Here is a 16,131-nt window from a genome sequence, read left to right as displayed (position 1 = left end):
GCTCCTTCAATTGCGCCGGCGATCGGTCTCCTGGGCTTCGTAGTAGGCCCGCTTGGCGGCGTACATCTGTGCGTCGGCGGCCTTGACGGTATCGCTCAGCCGCTCGCCCTGCGCGCAGGTGGCGGTGCCGAGCGACAGCGACAGCGCCGCGCCCGGGTAGAACTGGTTGTTCAATTCCAGGACCTGGGTGATCTGTTCGATGATCAGGTGAGCGCTGCGTTCGTCGGCGCCGGGCAGCAGCACCATGAACTCGTCTCCGCCGACGCGGGCGATGCAGGCCTGCTCGCCCACGGCCTTCTTCAGGACCTCGCCGGTACGGCGCAGCAGTGCATCGCCGTCGCCGTGCCCGTTCAGGTCGTTGACCTGCTTGAGCCCGTTGAGATCGAGCGCGATCACGCTGACCGGCCAGGGACCCTTGCGGCCCAGCCGCGCCAGCTCGTCCTCATAGAAGGCGCGGTTGTACAGCTTGGTCAGCACATCATGCTTGCCAAGGAATTCGACATAGGCCTCGGCCTTCTTGCGCGCGGTGATATCGGTCAGCGACACCAGCACCTGGTCCCAGTCGGCCTCACGGCCCGGGAACACCGACCATTGCATGAAGACGTCGACGGAGCGGCCGTCCAGCGCGTAGTTGATCACCTCGCGCTGCTGCCACAGCTTTTCGTGCCACAGGTCGATCAGCTGCTCGGCGAAGTGGATGCGCATGTCGTCGCGGAACACGTCGCCCAGGCGCGCCATCAGCACCTCTTTGGATGGCGCGCCGAACATCTGCAGGGTCTGCTGGTTGACGTCGATGACGCGGATCTCCTGCATGCAGCGCTGCACGAAATCGGGGTGGACGTTGAGGAAGGTGCGGAAGTCGGTGATGCCGGCCCCGCGCACCTCGTCGAGCAGCATCTTGACCGCGCTGAAATCCTCCACCCACAGCGACACCGGCGAGTGCTCGAACAGGCCGAGCGCGTATTGCTGGCTGCGCCGCAGGTCGCGCTCCACGCGCTGGCGCGCGGTGACGTCCTCGATCGACAGCAGCACGCGCGACCAGTCGTCTTCGTGCCCGGGCATCACGCGGGCTTCGAGGCGGATGTCGAGGCGTTCGCCGTCGAGCGAGTAGTTGACGGTCTGGCTGGAGAAGTGCGCCTGCCCATCCCAGAGCTGGCCCAGTTCCTCCACGTGCTGGTCGAACATATCGTCGCGGAAGATCGTGTCGAGATTGGCGACCAGGTCGGCCAGGTCGGCCGCGCGGAACAGTTCCAGGGTGCGGCGGTTGACCGCGATCACACGGATCAGCGCCGAGCAGTGCGCGACTTCCTTCGGGTGGGCGCGCAGGTGGCTGCGCAGGTCCTCGACACCTTCGGCACGCAGTGCATCGAAGCGCGCCTTGACGGCGCTGAAGTCCTCCAGCCACAGCGATACGGGCGCGAGCTGGAACAGGGAAAGGTAGTCGTCGTCGATCCGAGTGTCGTCGATCCGAGTGTCGATGTCGGTGTCGGCGCTGGTGAAGGTTGTAGTTGTTGTTGTCTGGGCTGTCATGTGAGCGGCTTCCAAAGGGTCCCGTCGGACGCGTGCCGCAGAAGGCCGGAAGGCCGGCGCCCGGTGACCGGCCGGGCAGGCAGGCGCGTCAGCGCCGTAGCATAGGGCAGGGGACGGGAATTTGGGAGCGCTGTTGCAAAAATCGGACCGGTGCCGGCCGCTGCGCGTCGCCGCCGGGCAGGGAGGCAGCGCGGGACTCAGTCGGGCCGGCCGCGGCTGGCGCGGGCCGGCGCGGGGCGGCCGCCGCGCTCGATCTCGGCGATCAGCAGCAGGGTCGTGGTCTGCAGCAGGGAGCCATCGGTGAGGTGTCGCGCCAGCGTGCGCAGGTCGTCGAGGGAGTAGGGCTGGTCCGGGGCATTGTGCGGCATGGCGTCGGATCGGGTTGATGCAAGGAATGCCCTCGATGCTAGGGTGAACCCTGATGTCCCGCCTTGCTCCAGATCATGTAAGCGTCACATTCGGGGCGGGCTCCGGCCGCGCTGCCGCCAGTCCGTTGGCTACCGCCGCCAGCCGCCGCAGCGCGTCTTCCAGCAGCGCCGAGCGCGGCGCGCCGCAGTTGACGCGCAGGAAATGGTCGAAGCGGTTGGAGTTGGAGAACATCACACCGGGCGCCACATGGATGCCTTGGCGCAATGCCAGTTCGAACAGCGTTTCCGAATCGATGCCGGCCGGCAGTTCGACCCAAAGGTGCATGCCGCCGGCCGGCGTGGACAGGCGGGTGCCGGCCGGGAAGCCGCCGGCAATGGCTTCGGCCATCCATTCGCGCTGGATGCGCAACTGGTCGCGCAGCCGCCGCAGGTGGCGCGCGAAGGCGCCGCTGCCCATGAAATCGGCCACCGCGAGCTGGGCCAGCACCTCGTTGGGGCGCGACTGGCTGAACTTGAGCATGGCCACGCGCGCCGTCCAGCGGCCTGCCGCGATCCAGCCCAGGCGCATGCCTGGCGCCAGGAACTTGTGCAGCGACGCGCAGTAGATCACGTTGCCGCTCTGGTCCCAGGACTTGGCCGCGGCCGGGCCGGTCTCGCCGTCGGCCAGCGCCGAGAAGCAGTCGTCCTCGATCAGCGCGATGCCGCGCGTCTCGCACCAACGCACCAGCGCCGCCTTGTTGGCGTCGGGCATGATGCTGCCGAGCGGATTCTGCAGGGTCGGCACCACCACCACCGCCTTGATGCTGTCATAGGTCTGCGCGGCCAGTTCCAGCGCTTCCAGCGAGATGCCGCTGTGCGGACTGCAGGGGATCTCCAGTGCGCGCATGCCGAGTCCTTCGAGAATCTGCAGCAGCCCGTAGTAGGTTGGCGATTCGACCGCGATCACGTCGCCGGGGCCGGCCACGGCGCGCAGCGCCAAGTGCAGCGCCTCGGTACAGCCATGGGTGACGACGATGTCCTCGGGCGCCAGGTTGATCTGAGAGAGGAGGGCGTGGCGTGCCAGCGCGGCGCGCAGCTCGGGGTGGCCCTCGGCTTCCGGCGTGCGGCCGTAGAGCTGCGGATGCCGCCGCAGGGCCCGCGTGGTGGCGGCATTGAGCGCGGCCACCGGGTAGAGGTCGGACGCCGCGCTGAGACCGGCCAGGCTGACGCGCACGGCGTGCTGGTGGCTGCGCGCCAGGATGGCCGAGATACGCTGGTGGATGCCGACGTACTGGGCCGGGTCGGGCAGGCGCGCTTCCGGCTCGGCGATCGGCGCGGCCCGTGCCGGCTGCGGCCGGCGCCGCACGAAATAGCCCGAGCGCGGCCGCGCCTCGAGCAGCCCCTCGCGCTCGAGCTCCCGGCAGGCCTGCAGCGCGGTGGACAGGCTGACACCATGCCGTTCCATCAATTGGCGCACCGATGGCATGCGGTCTCCGGGAGTCAGCGCGCCATCGTCGATGGCGCGGCGGTAGCGCGTGGCGAGCTGGTGATAGAGCGGAAGTGTCGCGGAATCCATGCGGCATGATGGCGTCGGAGGCGCCGTGCGAACAGATACAGACAGCGAAATCTGTATCGTAACAGTGGGGGAGTCCTGGTATCTGTTGCGGTCGCTATGCCGTGCTCTTGTGCCTGTTGCGGCCGCATCGCGCTAGCTACGCTGTGCAGGTCCGAGATCACGCCAGGAGCCCCTCATGCCAGCCGATTCCGCCGCCAGCCGGCCCATCCCCCAAACGATTTCCCTGCGCGGCGGCCAGTCACTGCGCCTGTCCGCCACGCCGGGCAGCGTATTGCACGTCGCCGCCGGCCGGGCCCGGCTGCATACCGCGCCGGCCTGGCTGGCGCAGAGCATCCATCAGGCGCAGCACCGCCTGGTGGCCGGTGACGTCTACCGGATCGAGACCGCCGGCTGGATCGTCGTGGAGAGCGAGGCCGGCGCGGAACTGACGCTGCGCCAGGCGCCCGCGCGTCCCGGCAGGGTGGCGCGCCTGCTGGTCCGCTGGCCGGTCTGGGGCCTGCTGCGGCGGCCTGCCGGACGCGGCTGAGCGCCCGGCACGGCGGCCCTGTGGCGGGTCGAAAGGGGGACTGTGCCGAAAAGCCGATAGAATTGCGCTCCGGCCGTCCCCGCTTTGTCATCCCGGCCGCTGGATTCTTTGCCCATGCTACGTCTCAGTGAAGTCAAACTCCCCCTCGAACACGTTGAAAGTGACCTCGAGGCCGCTGTGCTTTCCCACCTCGCCCAGATCGGCGTCAAGGCGGACGGCCTCGTCGGCTATACCGTGTTCCGGCGCGCGCACGACGCGCGCAAGCGTTCGGACATCAAGCTGACCTACATCATCGATATCGAGGTCAAGGACGAGGAGCGTGCGCGCCAGCGCATGGCCGGCAAGCCGCAGTGGAGCATCGCGCCCGACATGCAGTACCGCTTCGTCGCGCGCGCGCCCGAGGGCGGCACCCCGCGCCCGGTGGTGGTGGGCATGGGGCCGTGCGGCCTGCTGGCCGGGCTGCTGCTGGCGCAGATGGGCTTCCGCCCCATCATCCTGGAGCGGGGCAAGGAAGTGCGCGAGCGGACCAAGGACACCTTCGGCCTGTGGCGGCAGGGCGTGCTGAACCCGGAGTCGAACGTGCAGTTCGGCGAAGGCGGTGCCGGCACCTTCTCCGACGGCAAGCTCTACAGCCAGATCAAGGATCCGAAGCACTACGGCCGCAAGGTGCTGGAGGAGTTCGTCAAGGCCGGTGCGCCGGACGACATCCTGTACAAGGCGCGGCCGCACATCGGCACCTTCCGCCTGGTCAGCATGGTGGAAAAGATGCGTGCCGAGATCCTCGAACTGGGCGGCGAGATCCGCTTCAGCACGCGCGTGGACGACCTCGACATCGACGGCGGCAAGCTGCGCGGCGTCAAGCTCTCCACCGGCGACTACCTGCCTTGCGAGCACCTCGTGCTGGCCGTCGGCCACAGCGCGCGCGACACCTTCGAGATGCTGCATGCGCGCGGCGTGTTCATGGAGGCCAAGCCGTTCTCGCTCGGCTTCCGCATCGAGCATCCGCAGGGCCTGATCAATCGCAGCCGCTTCGGCAAGTTCGCCGGCAACAAGCTGCTGGGCGCGGCCGACTACAAGGTGGTGCACCACTGCAGCAACGGCCGCGCGGTCTACAGCTTCTGCATGTGCCCGGGGGGCACGGTGGTGGCCGCGGCCTCGGAGCCCGGCCGCGTGGTCACCAACGGCATGAGCCAGTACAAGCGTGCCGAGCGCAATGCCAATGCCGGCATCGTGGTGGGCATCTCGCCGGAGGACTATCCCGGCGGTCCGCTGGCCGGCATCGCCTTCCAGCGCCATTGGGAAGAGCGTGCCTTCGTCCTCGGCGGCAGCGACTACCGGGCACCGGGCCAGCTGGTGGGCGATTTCATCGCGCGCCGGCCGTCGACCTCGCTCGGCACGGTCGAGCCTTCGTACAAGCCGGGCGTGACGCCCACCGACTTGTCGACCGCGTTGCCGGACTACGTCATCGAGGCGATCCGCGAGGCCCTGCCCGAGATCGACAAGAAACTGCATGGCTTTGCCATGCACGATGCCGTGCTGACCGGCGTGGAAACGCGTACCTCGTCACCGCTGCGCATCCGCCGCAAAGACGACGATTACCAGAGTGTGAACGTCGAAGGTCTCTATCCCGCCGGTGAGGGTGCCGGTTATGCGGGCGGCATCTACTCGGCGGCCATCGACGGCATCGAGGTGGCGGAGGCGGTGGCCCTGGCCATCACCGGCGGCCGGCGCGGCTGAGCTCCGCCCGCCGGAGATGGCGGACCCGGCGGCGGACTCAGCGCCGGCCCAGGTAGCCGGCCGCGCCGGCTCCCGCCACCAGGCCGCTGGCGAAGCAGGCGGTCAGCAGGTAGCCCCCGGTGGGGGCCTCCCAGTCGAGCATCTCGCCGGCGCAGAACACGCCGGGCAGCGCGCGCAGCATCAGGTGCTCGTCCATTGCCTCGAAGGGCACGCCGCCGGCGCTGCTGATCGCTTCGTCGATGGGACGGGGCCGCAGCAGGCGCAGCGGCAGCGCCTTGATCGCGGCCGCCAGCGCTGCCGGATCGTTCATCGCCTCCTTCGGCAGGCACTCGCGCAGCAGTCCCGCCTTGACCCCCGTGATGCCCAGCCGGCTCTGCAGGTGGCTGGAGAGCGAGCGCGCGCCGCGCGGACGCGCCACTTCGTCGGCCACGCGCCGCGCCTCCAGCCCGGGCGCCAGGTCGAGGCGGATCTCGACCGCGCCGTCGCGCACGATGCGGTCGCGTATCGGCGCCGACAGCGCGTAGACCAGGCTGCCTTCGATGCCGCCGGCCGTGACCACGCATTCGCCTTGCCGATAGAGTTCGCTGCCGTCCGGCCCCTGCAGGCCGATGGCCACGGATTTGAGGGGATGGCCGGCGAAGCGCTCGCGGAAGTGCGCGCTCCAGTCCACGTCGAAGCCGCAGTTGGCCGGCTGCAGCGGCGCGGTGCCGATGCCGCGCGCGGCCAGCAGCGGCACCCAGGCGCCATCGGAGCCCAGCCTGGCCCAGCTGCCGCCGCCCAGCGCCAGCACCACGGCGCCGGCATCGGCATGGACTTCGCCGTCGGGCGTGGCGAAGCGCAGGCGCTGGCCGCCGGCCACCGCGCCTTCGCTCCAGCCCAGCCAGCGGTGGCGCATGCGGAAGGTCACGCCGGCCTCGCGCAACTGATGCAGCCAGGCGCGCAGCAGCGGTGCGGCCTTCATGTCGGTGGGGAAGACCCGTCCCGAGCTGCCGACGAAGGTCTCGATGCCGAGGCCGTGCGCCCACTCGCGCAGCGCCTGCGGGCCGAAAGCGGCGAGCAGCGGTGCGATGTCCGCGCTGCGGCCGCCGTAGCGGGCCAGGAAGGCCGGCGCCGCTTCCGCGTGGGTCAGGTTCATGCCGCCCTTGCCGGCCATCAGGAACTTGCGCCCGACCGAGGGCATGGCATCGAACAACGTGACGGCCAGGCCGCTTTGCGCCAGCCGCTGCGCCGCCATCAGGCCGGCCGGGCCGCCGCCGACCACGGCCACCGCGAGGCGCTCGCCCGCATGCGGTGCGCCGGCGTGGCCGGGATCACCCAGGTGGCGTGGGGTAGTGGTGTCAGGCTGGTCTGCAGTGGGCATCGAGGTGGTCGGGGAGAGGCGCGCGCTGGCGCTTGCGCGGCGGATTATATCGGGTGGCGGGGGTAGAATCGGGGCCCGTACCGAGCTTGCTTCCATGTCCGACCTGCCTTCTCCGGCTGCCCCTGGCAGCGCCACTCCTGCCGGCGACGATGCCGTGCTCGCCGCCACACGCCACTGGCTGACGCGCGCTGTCATCGGGCTCAATCTGTGCCCCTTCGCCAAGGGCGTGCACGTCAAGGGCCAGATCCGCTACGCCATCAGCGCCGCGCGCACGGCGCCGGAGGTGCTCGACGACCTCGAGCGCGAACTGAAGCTGCTGGCGGAGGCCGATCCGGAGCAGGTCGACACCACCCTGCTGATCGTGCCGCATGCCCTGAACGAATTCCTCGAGTACAACGACTTCCTGTACTTCGCCGAGCGCCTGCTGGCCAGCCTGGGGCTGGACGGTACGCTGCAGATCGCCAGCTTCCACCCCGAGTACCAGTTCGCCGGCAGCGAGCCGGACGATGTCGAGAACTGCACCAACCGCTCGCCTTACCCCATCCTGCACCTGCTGCGCGAAGACAGCATCGCGCGCGCGGCCGAGGCGTTTCCCGACGCGGCGGACATCTACGAGCGCAACCAGGAAACCATGCGCCGCCTGGGCCTGGCCGGCTGGCACGAGTGGATGCGGAAGCCGTCCGGCGACTGACGACCGGGGCGCCGGCAGGCGCATCGCGCTGGCGCAGGCAATGGTGCAGGCGCCTGCCCGGGAGCCCGTTCAGGCCGGCGCGAAGAAGCGTTCACGCAGTTCTTCCAGGCCCAGCGAGTCGATCACGCTGGCCAGCCGCTCGGCCGGGCGGCGGCGCGGCAGGTCCTTGTACTGGGCGATGATCAGCTCGTTCTTCATCGAGTGTTCCCAGCCCACCAGCTCGGTCACCGTCACCTGGTAGCCGTGTGCCTCCAGTTGCAGGCAGCGCAGCACATTGGTCAGCTGGCTGCCGAATTCGCGCGTGTGCAGCGGATGGCGCCAGAGCTCCGTGAGCGGATTGCCGGCCAGCAGCTTGCCCTTGTGCTTGCGCAGCACGCTGGCCACCTCGGCCTGGCAGCAAGGCACCAGCACGATGTGGTGGGCGTGCTTGTGCAGGGCGAAGCGGATGGCATCGTCGGTGGCCGTGTTGCAGGCGTGCAGGGCGGTGACCACGTCGACCGTGGCAGGCAGCGCGTCGGAGGTGATCGAGTCGGCCACCGACAGGTCGAGGAAGGACATGCCGGGGAAACCCAGCCGCGCTGCCAGCTCGCGCGAGCTCTGCACCAGTTCCTCGCGGGTCTCGATGCCGTAGATGTGCGAGGCGTCCTGCAGCGTCTTGAAGAACAGGTCGTAGAGGATGAAGCCCAGGTAGGACTTGCCGGCGCCGTGGTCGACCAGCGTGACCTGGCCGCACGCCTGCTTGCGCTCCTGCAGCAGGGGCTCGATGAACTGGAACAGGTGGTAGACCTGCTTGAGCTTGCGCCGGCTGTCCTGGTTCATCTTGCCGTCGCGGGTCAGGATGTGCAGGGCCTTGAGCAATTCGATCGACTGGCCGGGGCGGATTTCGTGGGTATTCGACATGAAGCGGGAGGATGGGCCGCGCGCGGCGCGGCGCCGGGCTGGCGTGCGCGGCAGGGCGAGCGATGTCCGCCAGTTTACCGAAAGCGGCGGCGCTTGGCAGGCGCGGAGGCGGCCGGATGGGGACGCCGCCGTAACGCGTTACGTGACACGTAACGCCGGCGCCGCACGCGGCCGGTGGCTTGGCGCCCCCGCCGGCGCCCGCCCATGCCCCGCCAGGCCAGGCGCGGCAAGGCCTGGCGCCGCACGACACGGTGCCCCCGCGTGGGCGCGGCGCTCTGGCACGCCGATTGCAGAATCCTGCGCAGGGGAGCGGTGGCATCCGCCGCTGACGACAAAGACGAGGAGCAGGGAAATGAGAGCGATCGTGCTGGAGAGCCACCCGCTGATGCGCATGGGACTGCAGAGCCTGCTGCGGCAATTGCCGGAACTGGATGTGGTGATCGGGCTGGAGCCCTACGATTTCGACGTCGTCGACGGCGGCGGCTACGAAACGGCGCTGCTGGTGTACAGCATGGCGGACGATGCCAGCGACAACGCCCACCTGCTGCGCTGCTGGCGCGCGCGCATGCCCGGCGCCCGCGTGCTGGTGCTGTGCGACAACATGTGGATGTGCCAGGCGGAGGCGGATTTTCCCTGGGGTGGCCACCTGAGCCTGCCGAAGACGGCATCGCTGCCGACGCTGGAGGCGGCGGTGCGGCGGCTGCTCGAACTGGACGCCGAGCAGCCGGCGGCACTCGCCTGCCGTAATCCGTGGATGCCGCCGGCACGGGTGGCGTCGCACCGCTAGTCCATTGCGTCAGGCGCAGCCGACGGTGGCCCGGGCCATGCGGTCCGGGCGGCGTAGAATGGCGCGATGCCTACCACTACCTATATCGCCCTGCTGCGCGCCGTCAATGTCGGCGGCACCGGCAAGCTGCCGATGGCGGAACTGCGCGCGCTTTGCGAGGGCCTCGGCTTTAGCGGCGCGCGTACCTATATCGCCAGCGGCAATGTGGTGTTCCGCAGTGAACTGAAGGAAGCGGCCGTCAAGGCCGCGCTGGAAGAGGCGCTGGCCGCCTATGCCGGCAAGCCCGTGGGTGTGCTGGTGCGCACCGGCGCCGAGATGGCGGCCGTGCTGGCAGCCAATCCCTTTGCGCAGGCGGCGCCCAACCGTACCGTCGCCATCTTCCTGGACGCGGCGCCGCCTGCCGATGCGGCGCGCAAGGCCAGCGGGCTGAAGGACGAGCAGATCGCCCTGGGTACGCGCGAGATCTACGTGCACTATGGGTCGGGCATGGCGGCTTCGAAGCTGAAGATTCCCGCGGCGCAGGCCGGCACGGCGCGCAATATGAACACCGTCGCCACACTGGCGCACTGGGCTTGCGATGCTTGAGCGGCCCGGCGGTGGGCGTGTTCACGTGTGCGTGTGCTGCCGCATGCCGGCCGGCCGCACTCCAGTGCCGCGGCGAACCATCGCATGGCAGCATCGAGGCAGGGACTTGCCTGGACCGATGACGCGGTAGATATTAGCGGCATCGAGCGGCCAGTCCGGAGGAGGGGGATGCCGGAAGAATTCGAGGTGCATGGTGCCCATGACGATGCGCTCGACCGCGCCGCCGAGGCCGGGGCGTTCGATCCGCTGGCGGGCCGCATCGCGGTCATGACGGCAATCCTGTCGACGATCGGCGCGGTCTTCGGGTATCAAGGCGGGGCCACCCAGAACGAAGCACTGTTGCTGAAGAACCAGGCCGCCATCCACAAGACCGAAGCGGCCAACCAGTGGGCCTACTACCAGGCCAAGGGGCAGGCGGAGGCCATCGCGGAACTGAGCGCGCAGTTACCCGGCGTCGACCATGAGCGGGCCGCGCGGGAAGCAAAGCGCTACGCGATGGAACGCGAGCAGATCCGCCTGAAGGCCGAGTCGTTCGAGAAGGCCGCGCGGGATGCGGACGAGGCCAGCGAGAAGACAGTGCACAGCCACCATCGCTGGGCGCAGGCATTGGTCGCCACGCAGGTGGCCATCGCCATGGCGGCCATCACCATCCTCACGCGGCGCAGGTGGCTGCAACTCGTCTCGTATGGGATCGGAGCGGTCGGCCTGGTGCTCGGCGTGCTTGCCTGGCTTCGCTTCTAGTGTCCTGGATCACAAATTCGTTGACTAAGTCCGCCCTGAGTCCGTCGATGGGCCGCGCGATGCGTCGTCACGAATGCTCGCAAGGCGCCAGCCTTGCTGCGCTTCGTTCCTGGCCTCGCACGTCTTCTCGGCAGGCTTAGTGATTCCACGAATTCACGAACCAGCACACTGGCTGGTGATGGGACGGCCATCCGGCGAGGTCGAGGCTGGCTGGAGCGATCGTGGCCGGATGGAACGGCCGGGCGCGAAGAAGCCGTTGTCGGCCTGGCATGAGCCGCCATCGACGTAAAGCAGGGCGCGCGGGGGCACCAGGGCAGGCTTGTGCGGCATGATGCCCGCGGCGCCTACCTGACCGCCAGCGCCTGCTCCAGCATCACCGGATCCGCGAACACGCTGGAGAAGTCCAGCGGCCCGTGGCCGTTGGCGCGGTGTACTTCGAAGATGCGCCGCGCCAGGTCGCCCAGCGGTGCGGCCACGCCGCTCGCCGCTGCGGCGGCGTGCGCCAGGCGCAGGTCCTTGGCCATCAGGTCCGTGGCGAAGCCTCCCGTATAGCCGCGCGAGGCCGGGGCCGATTCCATCACGCCCGGGCAGGGGTTGTACACCTCGAGCGTCCAGTTGCGTCCCGAACTCTGCTGCATGACGGCCGAGACCACCTTCGGGTCGAGCCCGTTGGCGATGCCCAGCCGTAGCGCTTCGCTGGTGCCGGCCATCAGGATGCCCAGCAGCATGTTGTTGCACAGCTTGAGCGTCTGCCCGGCGCCCAGCGGCCCGCCATGGTGGATGGCTCGCCCCATCGATGCCAGCAGCGGCCGCATGCGCTCGACCAGCGCCGCGTCGCCGCCGACCATGAAGGTGAGCGTGCCGGCCGCGGCGCCCGCGGTGCCGCCCGACACCGGTGCATCGAGCAGGGCCGTGCCCGGGCGCGCCTGCGCCGCGATCTGGCGCGGCACGTCCGGCGGCACCGTGCTGCTGTCGAGCAGCACCGCGTGCGGCGCGGCATGCGCGAGAATGCCGTCCGGTCCGCCGTAGGTGGCCAGCACGTGCTCGCCCGCGGGCAGCATCGTGATGACCACGTCGGCATCGCGCACGGCGTCGGCGATCGAGCTGGCCGCCTGTCCGCCTTGCGCGGCCAGGCGTTCCCGTGCCGTGCCCGACAGGTCGAAGCCGCGCACGGCGTGTCCGGCCTTGACGAGATTGGCAGCCATCGGGCCGCCCATATTGCCCAGGCCGATGAAGGCGATTCTCTGTGTGGTCATGACGGTCTCCCGTGTTCGCATCAGGCTGGCATCACTTCAGCGTGATGGTCGTATTCACGCCGGCCGGCCCCGTGCCGCGCGCCTGCCAGCGTGCCGTCACCGTCTTGGTCTGCGTCCAGAACAGGATCGCCTGCTTGCCGTTGGGGCCGAGGTCGCCCAGTTTCGATGCGCGCGAGCCCGTAAAGCTGAACCATGCCACCGGCACGGGAATCGGCAGGTTGATGCCGACCTGGCCGACGTCGATCTCGTTCTGGAACTGGCGCGCCGCACCGCCGTCCTGCGTGAACAGCGCCACGCCGTTGCCGTTCGGATTGGCATTGATGAGGTCGATGGCCGCGTCGAGCGTGTCGACGCCCGTCATGCACAGCACCGGCCCGAAGATCTCCTCGCGGTAGATCGACATGCCGGCGGTTACGCCATCGAACACCGTCGGCCCGATGAAGTTGCCCTCGGGCGCCTGCGCCACGCTGTGGCCGCGGCCGTCGAGCAGCAGCTTGGCGCCTTCTTCCACGCCGGCGCCGATCAGGCGCTCGATGCGCGAACGCGCGCTCTTCGAGACCACGGGGCCGAGGTCCGCGCTGCGGTCCGTGCCCGGTCCCACCTTGAGCTTGCGCGCACGCTCGACGATCTCGGGCACCCACTCGCGCGCCTCGCCCACCAGCACGGCCACCGAGGTTGCCATGCAGCGCTGGCCCGCCGCGCCGAATGCCGCGCCCAGCAGGTGGTTGATGGCCTGCTCGCGATCGGCGTCGGGCAGGATCACGCAATGGTTCTTCGCGCCCATCATCGCCTGGCAGCGCTTGCCGGCGTCCGACGCGCGGCGGTAGAGCTGCGTGCCCACATGCGTCGAGCCGATGAACGACACGGCCTTGATGTCCGGGTGCTCGCACAGGGCATTGGCGATGTCCGGCCCGCCGTGCACCACGTTGAGCACACCCGGCGGCAGCCCGGCTTCGAGCGCCAGCTCGGCCAGCCGCAGCGACGCGCTCGGGTCTTGTTCCGAGGGCTTGAGTACGAACGTATTGCCGCACGCCACCGCCAGCGGGAACATGAAGCACGGCAGCATCACCGGGAAGTTGAACGCGGTGATGCCGGCGCAGACGCCGAGCGGCTCGATGAGCGTGTAGACGTCGATGCCGCCGGCGGCATTCTGCGCGTATTCGCCGAGCTGCAGCGATGCGATCGAACAGGCGTGCTCCACCACCTCCAGGCCGCGTCCCACCTCGCCCTCCGCGTCGGGCAGTGTCTTGCCGTGCTCGCGGGTGATCAGCGCCGCCAGCTCGGCGGTGTGATCGCGCAGCAGTTGCTGGAACCGCAGCATGATGCGCATGCGCGACGCTTGCGAGGTGTTGCGCCACGTCTTGTACGCGGCCTTGGACGAGGCGATGGCCGCGTTCAGTTCGTCTGCCGTCGCGAACGGCACGCGCGCGACCACTTCCTGCGTGGCCGGGTTGATGACATCGCGCCACTCGGTGGTCTTCGATTCGACCCGCTTGCCGTCGATCAGCAGCGGGAGGGTCGGAATGGACATGGATCGCTCTCCTGGGAAAACCGGATCAGATGCTCAATCAAGAAGAAGATGGGGGGGCGAGCCGGGCCGCGGTGGCGGTACCGGTCATCGCGTGCCTGCGCCAGCGTGTCAGCGCGACGCGGACGTCGTCTTGAGCAGCGGGCAGCTCGACTTCGACAGCGGCTGGAAGGCTTCGGCCGCAGGCACCGTGGCTACCGCGGTGTAGTAGTCCCACGGACCCTTCGATTCGGCCGGCGTCTTGACGCGGAACAGGGTCATGTCGTGGATCACGCGGCCGTCGGGACGGATCGAGGCATTGCGCATGATCGGGTCGCGGATAGGCAGCTCGCGCATCTTCTGTGCCACTACCTTGGCATCGATGCTCCCGGCCGCCGCGACCGAGCGCAGGTAATGCAGCACGCTCGAATACACACCCGCCTGCACCATGGTCGGCTTCAGGTTCTTGTACTTCTGCTGGAAGCGGGCGGACCAGGCGCGCGAGGCGTCGTCGTAGTCCCAGTAGAAGCCGTCGGTGAACATCAGGCCCTGCGCGGTATCGAGGCCGAGGGCGTGCACGTCCGAGAGGAACACGAGCAAGGCCGCGAGTTTCTGGCCGCGCTGCACGATGCCGAACTCGCGCGCCGCCTTGAGCGCGTTGACGGTGTCCTGCCCGCCGTTGGCCAGCGCCACGACCTGCGCCTTCGACGCCTGCGCCTGCAGCAGGAACGAGGCGAAATCCGACGCGTTGAGCGGATGGCGCGACTGGCCCACCACCGTGCCGCCGAGCATCTTGACGTTATCGGCCGCGTCCTTCTCCAGCGAGGTGCCGAACGCATAGTCCACGGTCAGGAAGTACCAGGACTTGCCGCCGCTCTTGACCATCGCGCGGGCCGTGGCGGCCGACTGCGAATAGGTGTCGAACATCCAGTGAAAGCCCGTCGGCGAGCAGTCCTCATTGGTCAGGCGCGTGGTCGCAGGGCCGGAGAACATCACCACGCGCTGCTTCTCCATCGCCAGTTTCTGCACGGCCAGGGCCGCGGCGGAGTTGGTCAGGTCGGCTATCGCATCGACATTGTCGCGGTCGAACCATTCGCGCGCCCGGTTGGCGGCGACGTCCGCCTTGTTCTGGTTGTCCGCCGAGACCAGGCTGATCTTCATGCCCTTGCATTCGGCCGCCAGGCAGTCGTCGATGGCCATCTGTGCGGCCACCACCGATCCTGAGCCACCCATCGCCGAATACGGACCGGTCATGTCGGTCAGCACACCGATCTTCACCGGCCTGTCGGGCAGTTGTGCAAAGCCTGCAGGGACGTTGACGCAAAAGCCGACGCCGAGTCCCAGCGCGGCCAACCATGGCTTGATCTTCATCGTGTGTCTCCTTGATGTTTTTTCTTGTCTTGCCTTGCCATCTTTGCGTGGCATCGGGCGAGTATATTTGTGTGAATTTGCTTTGTATGCAGAAAATCTGCATTTAATATGTGCAAAAACACACATAGGAGATGCCCCCATGCCGAGCCGAGCGAGTGGGGCCGGCCAAGTCACGAGGGCGGCGAGGACATCCAGCGCACGGCGTGCGTCAAACGGACCCGGGGGGCCACACGGTGGTTTGCCGGGCGCTCGCCCCGACTGGGATGACCTGCGCTACTTTCTTGAGGTCGCCCGCACGCAGCGGGTGAGCGTGGCGGCGCAGCGCCTTGGAGTCGACCACACCACGGTTTCGCGCCGCGTGCGCGCGCTGGAGCAGGCGCTGGGCACGCTGCTGTTCGACAAGTCGCGCAATGCGGGCTTCGCGCTCACGCCCGAGGGGCAGCAGTTGCAGGTGTACGCCGAGCAGATGGAAGGAACGCTGCAATCGGCCTGCGAGCAGGTGGCCGGCTGGGGGCAGACGCTGTCGGGGCACGTGCGCATCGGTTCCACCGAGGCGTTCGGCACCTACTTCCTTACGCCCTTGCTGTCGCGCTTTCAGCGGCAATACCCGTCGATCCAGCTCGACATCCTGCCCGTGCCGCGTTTCGTGAGCCTGTCCAAGCGCGAGGCGGACCTGGCCATCACGATCGAGCGCCCGCGGCGTGGCCCCTATGTGTGCAGCAAATTGTGTGACTACCGGCTGCAGCTCTACGCCACGCCAGCGTATCTCGCCAGTCACGGCGCGATCGAGCGGCTCGGCGACCTCAAGGGCCGGCGCTTCATCAGCTACGTCGACGAACTCACCTTCAGCAAGGAGCTGCGCTATCTGGAAGACATCGTGCCCGGCGGCGACGTCGTGCTGCGCAGCACGAGCGTGATCGCGCAATACCATGCTGCGCTGCAGGGTGAGGCGCTGGCGATCCTGCCTTGTTTCATGGCCGCGCAAGACCCGCGGCTTGTGCCGCTGCTGGTGGACGAGGTGGTCGTGGCGCGCAGTTTCTGGATTTATTGCCACGAAGAACTGCGCACGCTCAAGCGCATCACCACGCTATGGGACTACCTGCGCGAGGCCGCGCTGCGCAACGAAGCACTGCTGCAGGGCAGGGCAGGTGAGTTGCGGCATGCATGACGGCGATCGCGCCGGGTGCCGTGCGGAACCGCAGCGTCGATGCTTCCCG

15 protein-coding genes are annotated in these 16,131 nt (G+C 68.7%); 7 read left to right on the top strand and 8 right to left on the bottom strand.

Annotation, left to right across the window (positions count from 1 at the left end; translation table 11 throughout):
* Nucleotides 1-6 precede the first annotated feature (6 nt).
* From BKK79_RS05260 to BKK79_RS05255, 3 genes are all read right to left on the bottom strand, one after another.
* On the bottom strand, nt 7-1,530 hold the full coding sequence (locus BKK79_RS05260; RefSeq protein WP_083383997.1) for a sensor domain-containing diguanylate cyclase: 1,524 nt from the start codon (nt 1,528-1,530) through the stop codon (nt 7-9).
* A 197-nt stretch (nt 1,531-1,727) separates the two neighbouring features.
* A complete protein-coding gene (locus tag BKK79_RS40185) occupies nt 1,728-1,898 on the bottom strand; it encodes a hypothetical protein (protein ID WP_156811168.1) in 171 nt (56 codons plus the stop codon).
* A gap of 73 nt (nt 1,899-1,971) precedes the next feature.
* Nucleotides 1,972-3,453 carry an aminotransferase-like domain-containing protein gene (locus BKK79_RS05255; RefSeq protein ID WP_071037280.1) on the bottom strand — a complete coding sequence of 494 codons (1,482 nt, stop codon included), beginning with the start codon at nt 3,451-3,453 and terminating at the stop codon, nt 1,972-1,974.
* A gap of 175 nt (nt 3,454-3,628) precedes the next feature.
* Here BKK79_RS05255 and BKK79_RS05250 point away from each other — a divergent pair, with 175 nt between their 5' ends.
* Complete coding sequence (locus tag BKK79_RS05250; protein ID WP_071037279.1) at nt 3,629-3,979, top strand: hypothetical protein; 351 nt, start codon at nt 3,629-3,631, stop codon at nt 3,977-3,979.
* A gap of 114 nt (nt 3,980-4,093) precedes the next feature.
* Nucleotides 4,094-5,716: an NAD(P)/FAD-dependent oxidoreductase gene (locus tag BKK79_RS05245; protein ID WP_071011787.1), complete on the top strand. Its 1,623-nt coding sequence runs from the start codon at nt 4,094-4,096 to the stop codon at nt 5,714-5,716.
* 37 nt (nt 5,717-5,753) lie between these two features.
* Here the strand turns inward: BKK79_RS05245 and BKK79_RS05240 are convergent, their stop codons facing one another.
* On the bottom strand, nt 5,754-7,076 hold the full coding sequence (locus BKK79_RS05240) for a TIGR03862 family flavoprotein (RefSeq protein ID WP_084084499.1): 1,323 nt from the start codon (nt 7,074-7,076) through the stop codon (nt 5,754-5,756).
* 94 nt (nt 7,077-7,170) lie between these two features.
* Here BKK79_RS05240 and BKK79_RS05235 point away from each other — a divergent pair, with 94 nt between their 5' ends.
* Nucleotides 7,171-7,767 (top strand): DUF1415 domain-containing protein, encoded by a 597-nt coding sequence (locus tag BKK79_RS05235; protein ID WP_071037278.1) that lies wholly within the window; start codon nt 7,171-7,173, stop codon nt 7,765-7,767.
* A gap of 69 nt (nt 7,768-7,836) precedes the next feature.
* Here the strand turns inward: BKK79_RS05235 and BKK79_RS05230 are convergent, their stop codons facing one another.
* Nucleotides 7,837-8,667, bottom strand: a complete 831-nt coding sequence (locus BKK79_RS05230) for a class I SAM-dependent methyltransferase (RefSeq protein WP_071011791.1) — start codon at nt 8,665-8,667, stop codon at nt 7,837-7,839.
* A 352-nt stretch (nt 8,668-9,019) separates the two neighbouring features.
* On the opposite strand from BKK79_RS05230, the gene BKK79_RS05225 reads away from it, so the two are divergent.
* The 3 genes from BKK79_RS05225 to BKK79_RS05215 all read left to right on the top strand — a co-directional run bounded on the left by BKK79_RS05225 (nt 9,020) and on the right by BKK79_RS05215 (nt 10,780).
* Nucleotides 9,020-9,454 carry a response regulator transcription factor gene (locus BKK79_RS05225; RefSeq protein ID WP_071011792.1) on the top strand — a complete coding sequence of 145 codons (435 nt, stop codon included), beginning with the start codon at nt 9,020-9,022 and terminating at the stop codon, nt 9,452-9,454.
* A gap of 66 nt (nt 9,455-9,520) precedes the next feature.
* Nucleotides 9,521-10,039, top strand: a complete 519-nt coding sequence (locus tag BKK79_RS05220; protein ID WP_071011794.1) for a DUF1697 domain-containing protein — start codon at nt 9,521-9,523, stop codon at nt 10,037-10,039.
* 168 nt (nt 10,040-10,207) lie between these two features.
* Complete coding sequence (locus BKK79_RS05215; protein ID WP_071011796.1) at nt 10,208-10,780, top strand: DUF4337 domain-containing protein; 573 nt, start codon at nt 10,208-10,210, stop codon at nt 10,778-10,780.
* 344 nt (nt 10,781-11,124) lie between these two features.
* On the opposite strand, the gene mmsB is transcribed toward BKK79_RS05215, so the two are convergent.
* From mmsB to BKK79_RS05200, 3 genes are all read right to left on the bottom strand, one after another.
* Entirely contained in the window at nt 11,125-12,036 is a 912-nt protein-coding gene (mmsB, locus tag BKK79_RS05210) for a 3-hydroxyisobutyrate dehydrogenase (RefSeq protein ID WP_071037277.1), read from the bottom strand.
* Nucleotides 12,037-12,067: 31 nt separating this feature from the next.
* The gene (locus BKK79_RS05205) at nt 12,068-13,567 is read right to left on the bottom strand and encodes a CoA-acylating methylmalonate-semialdehyde dehydrogenase (protein WP_071037276.1); all 1,500 of its coding nucleotides are present in this window, start codon (nt 13,565-13,567) and stop codon (nt 12,068-12,070) included.
* 108 nt (nt 13,568-13,675) lie between these two features.
* The gene (locus BKK79_RS05200) at nt 13,676-14,914 is read right to left on the bottom strand and encodes an ABC transporter substrate-binding protein (RefSeq protein ID WP_071037275.1); all 1,239 of its coding nucleotides are present in this window, start codon (nt 14,912-14,914) and stop codon (nt 13,676-13,678) included.
* Nucleotides 14,915-15,152: 238 nt separating this feature from the next.
* On the opposite strand from BKK79_RS05200, the gene BKK79_RS05195 reads away from it, so the two are divergent.
* Nucleotides 15,153-16,082 (top strand): LysR family transcriptional regulator, encoded by a 930-nt coding sequence (locus BKK79_RS05195; RefSeq protein ID WP_071037274.1) that lies wholly within the window; start codon nt 15,153-15,155, stop codon nt 16,080-16,082.
* Nucleotides 16,083-16,131: the final 49 nt, after the last annotated feature.

This window comes from Cupriavidus sp. USMAA2-4, from assembly GCF_001854305.1.
Classification (GTDB): Bacteria; Pseudomonadota; Gammaproteobacteria; order Burkholderiales; family Burkholderiaceae; genus Cupriavidus; species Cupriavidus malaysiensis.
Note: the sequence above shows the minus strand (reverse complement) of the source record. Positions and strands in the feature narration are given on the sequence as shown.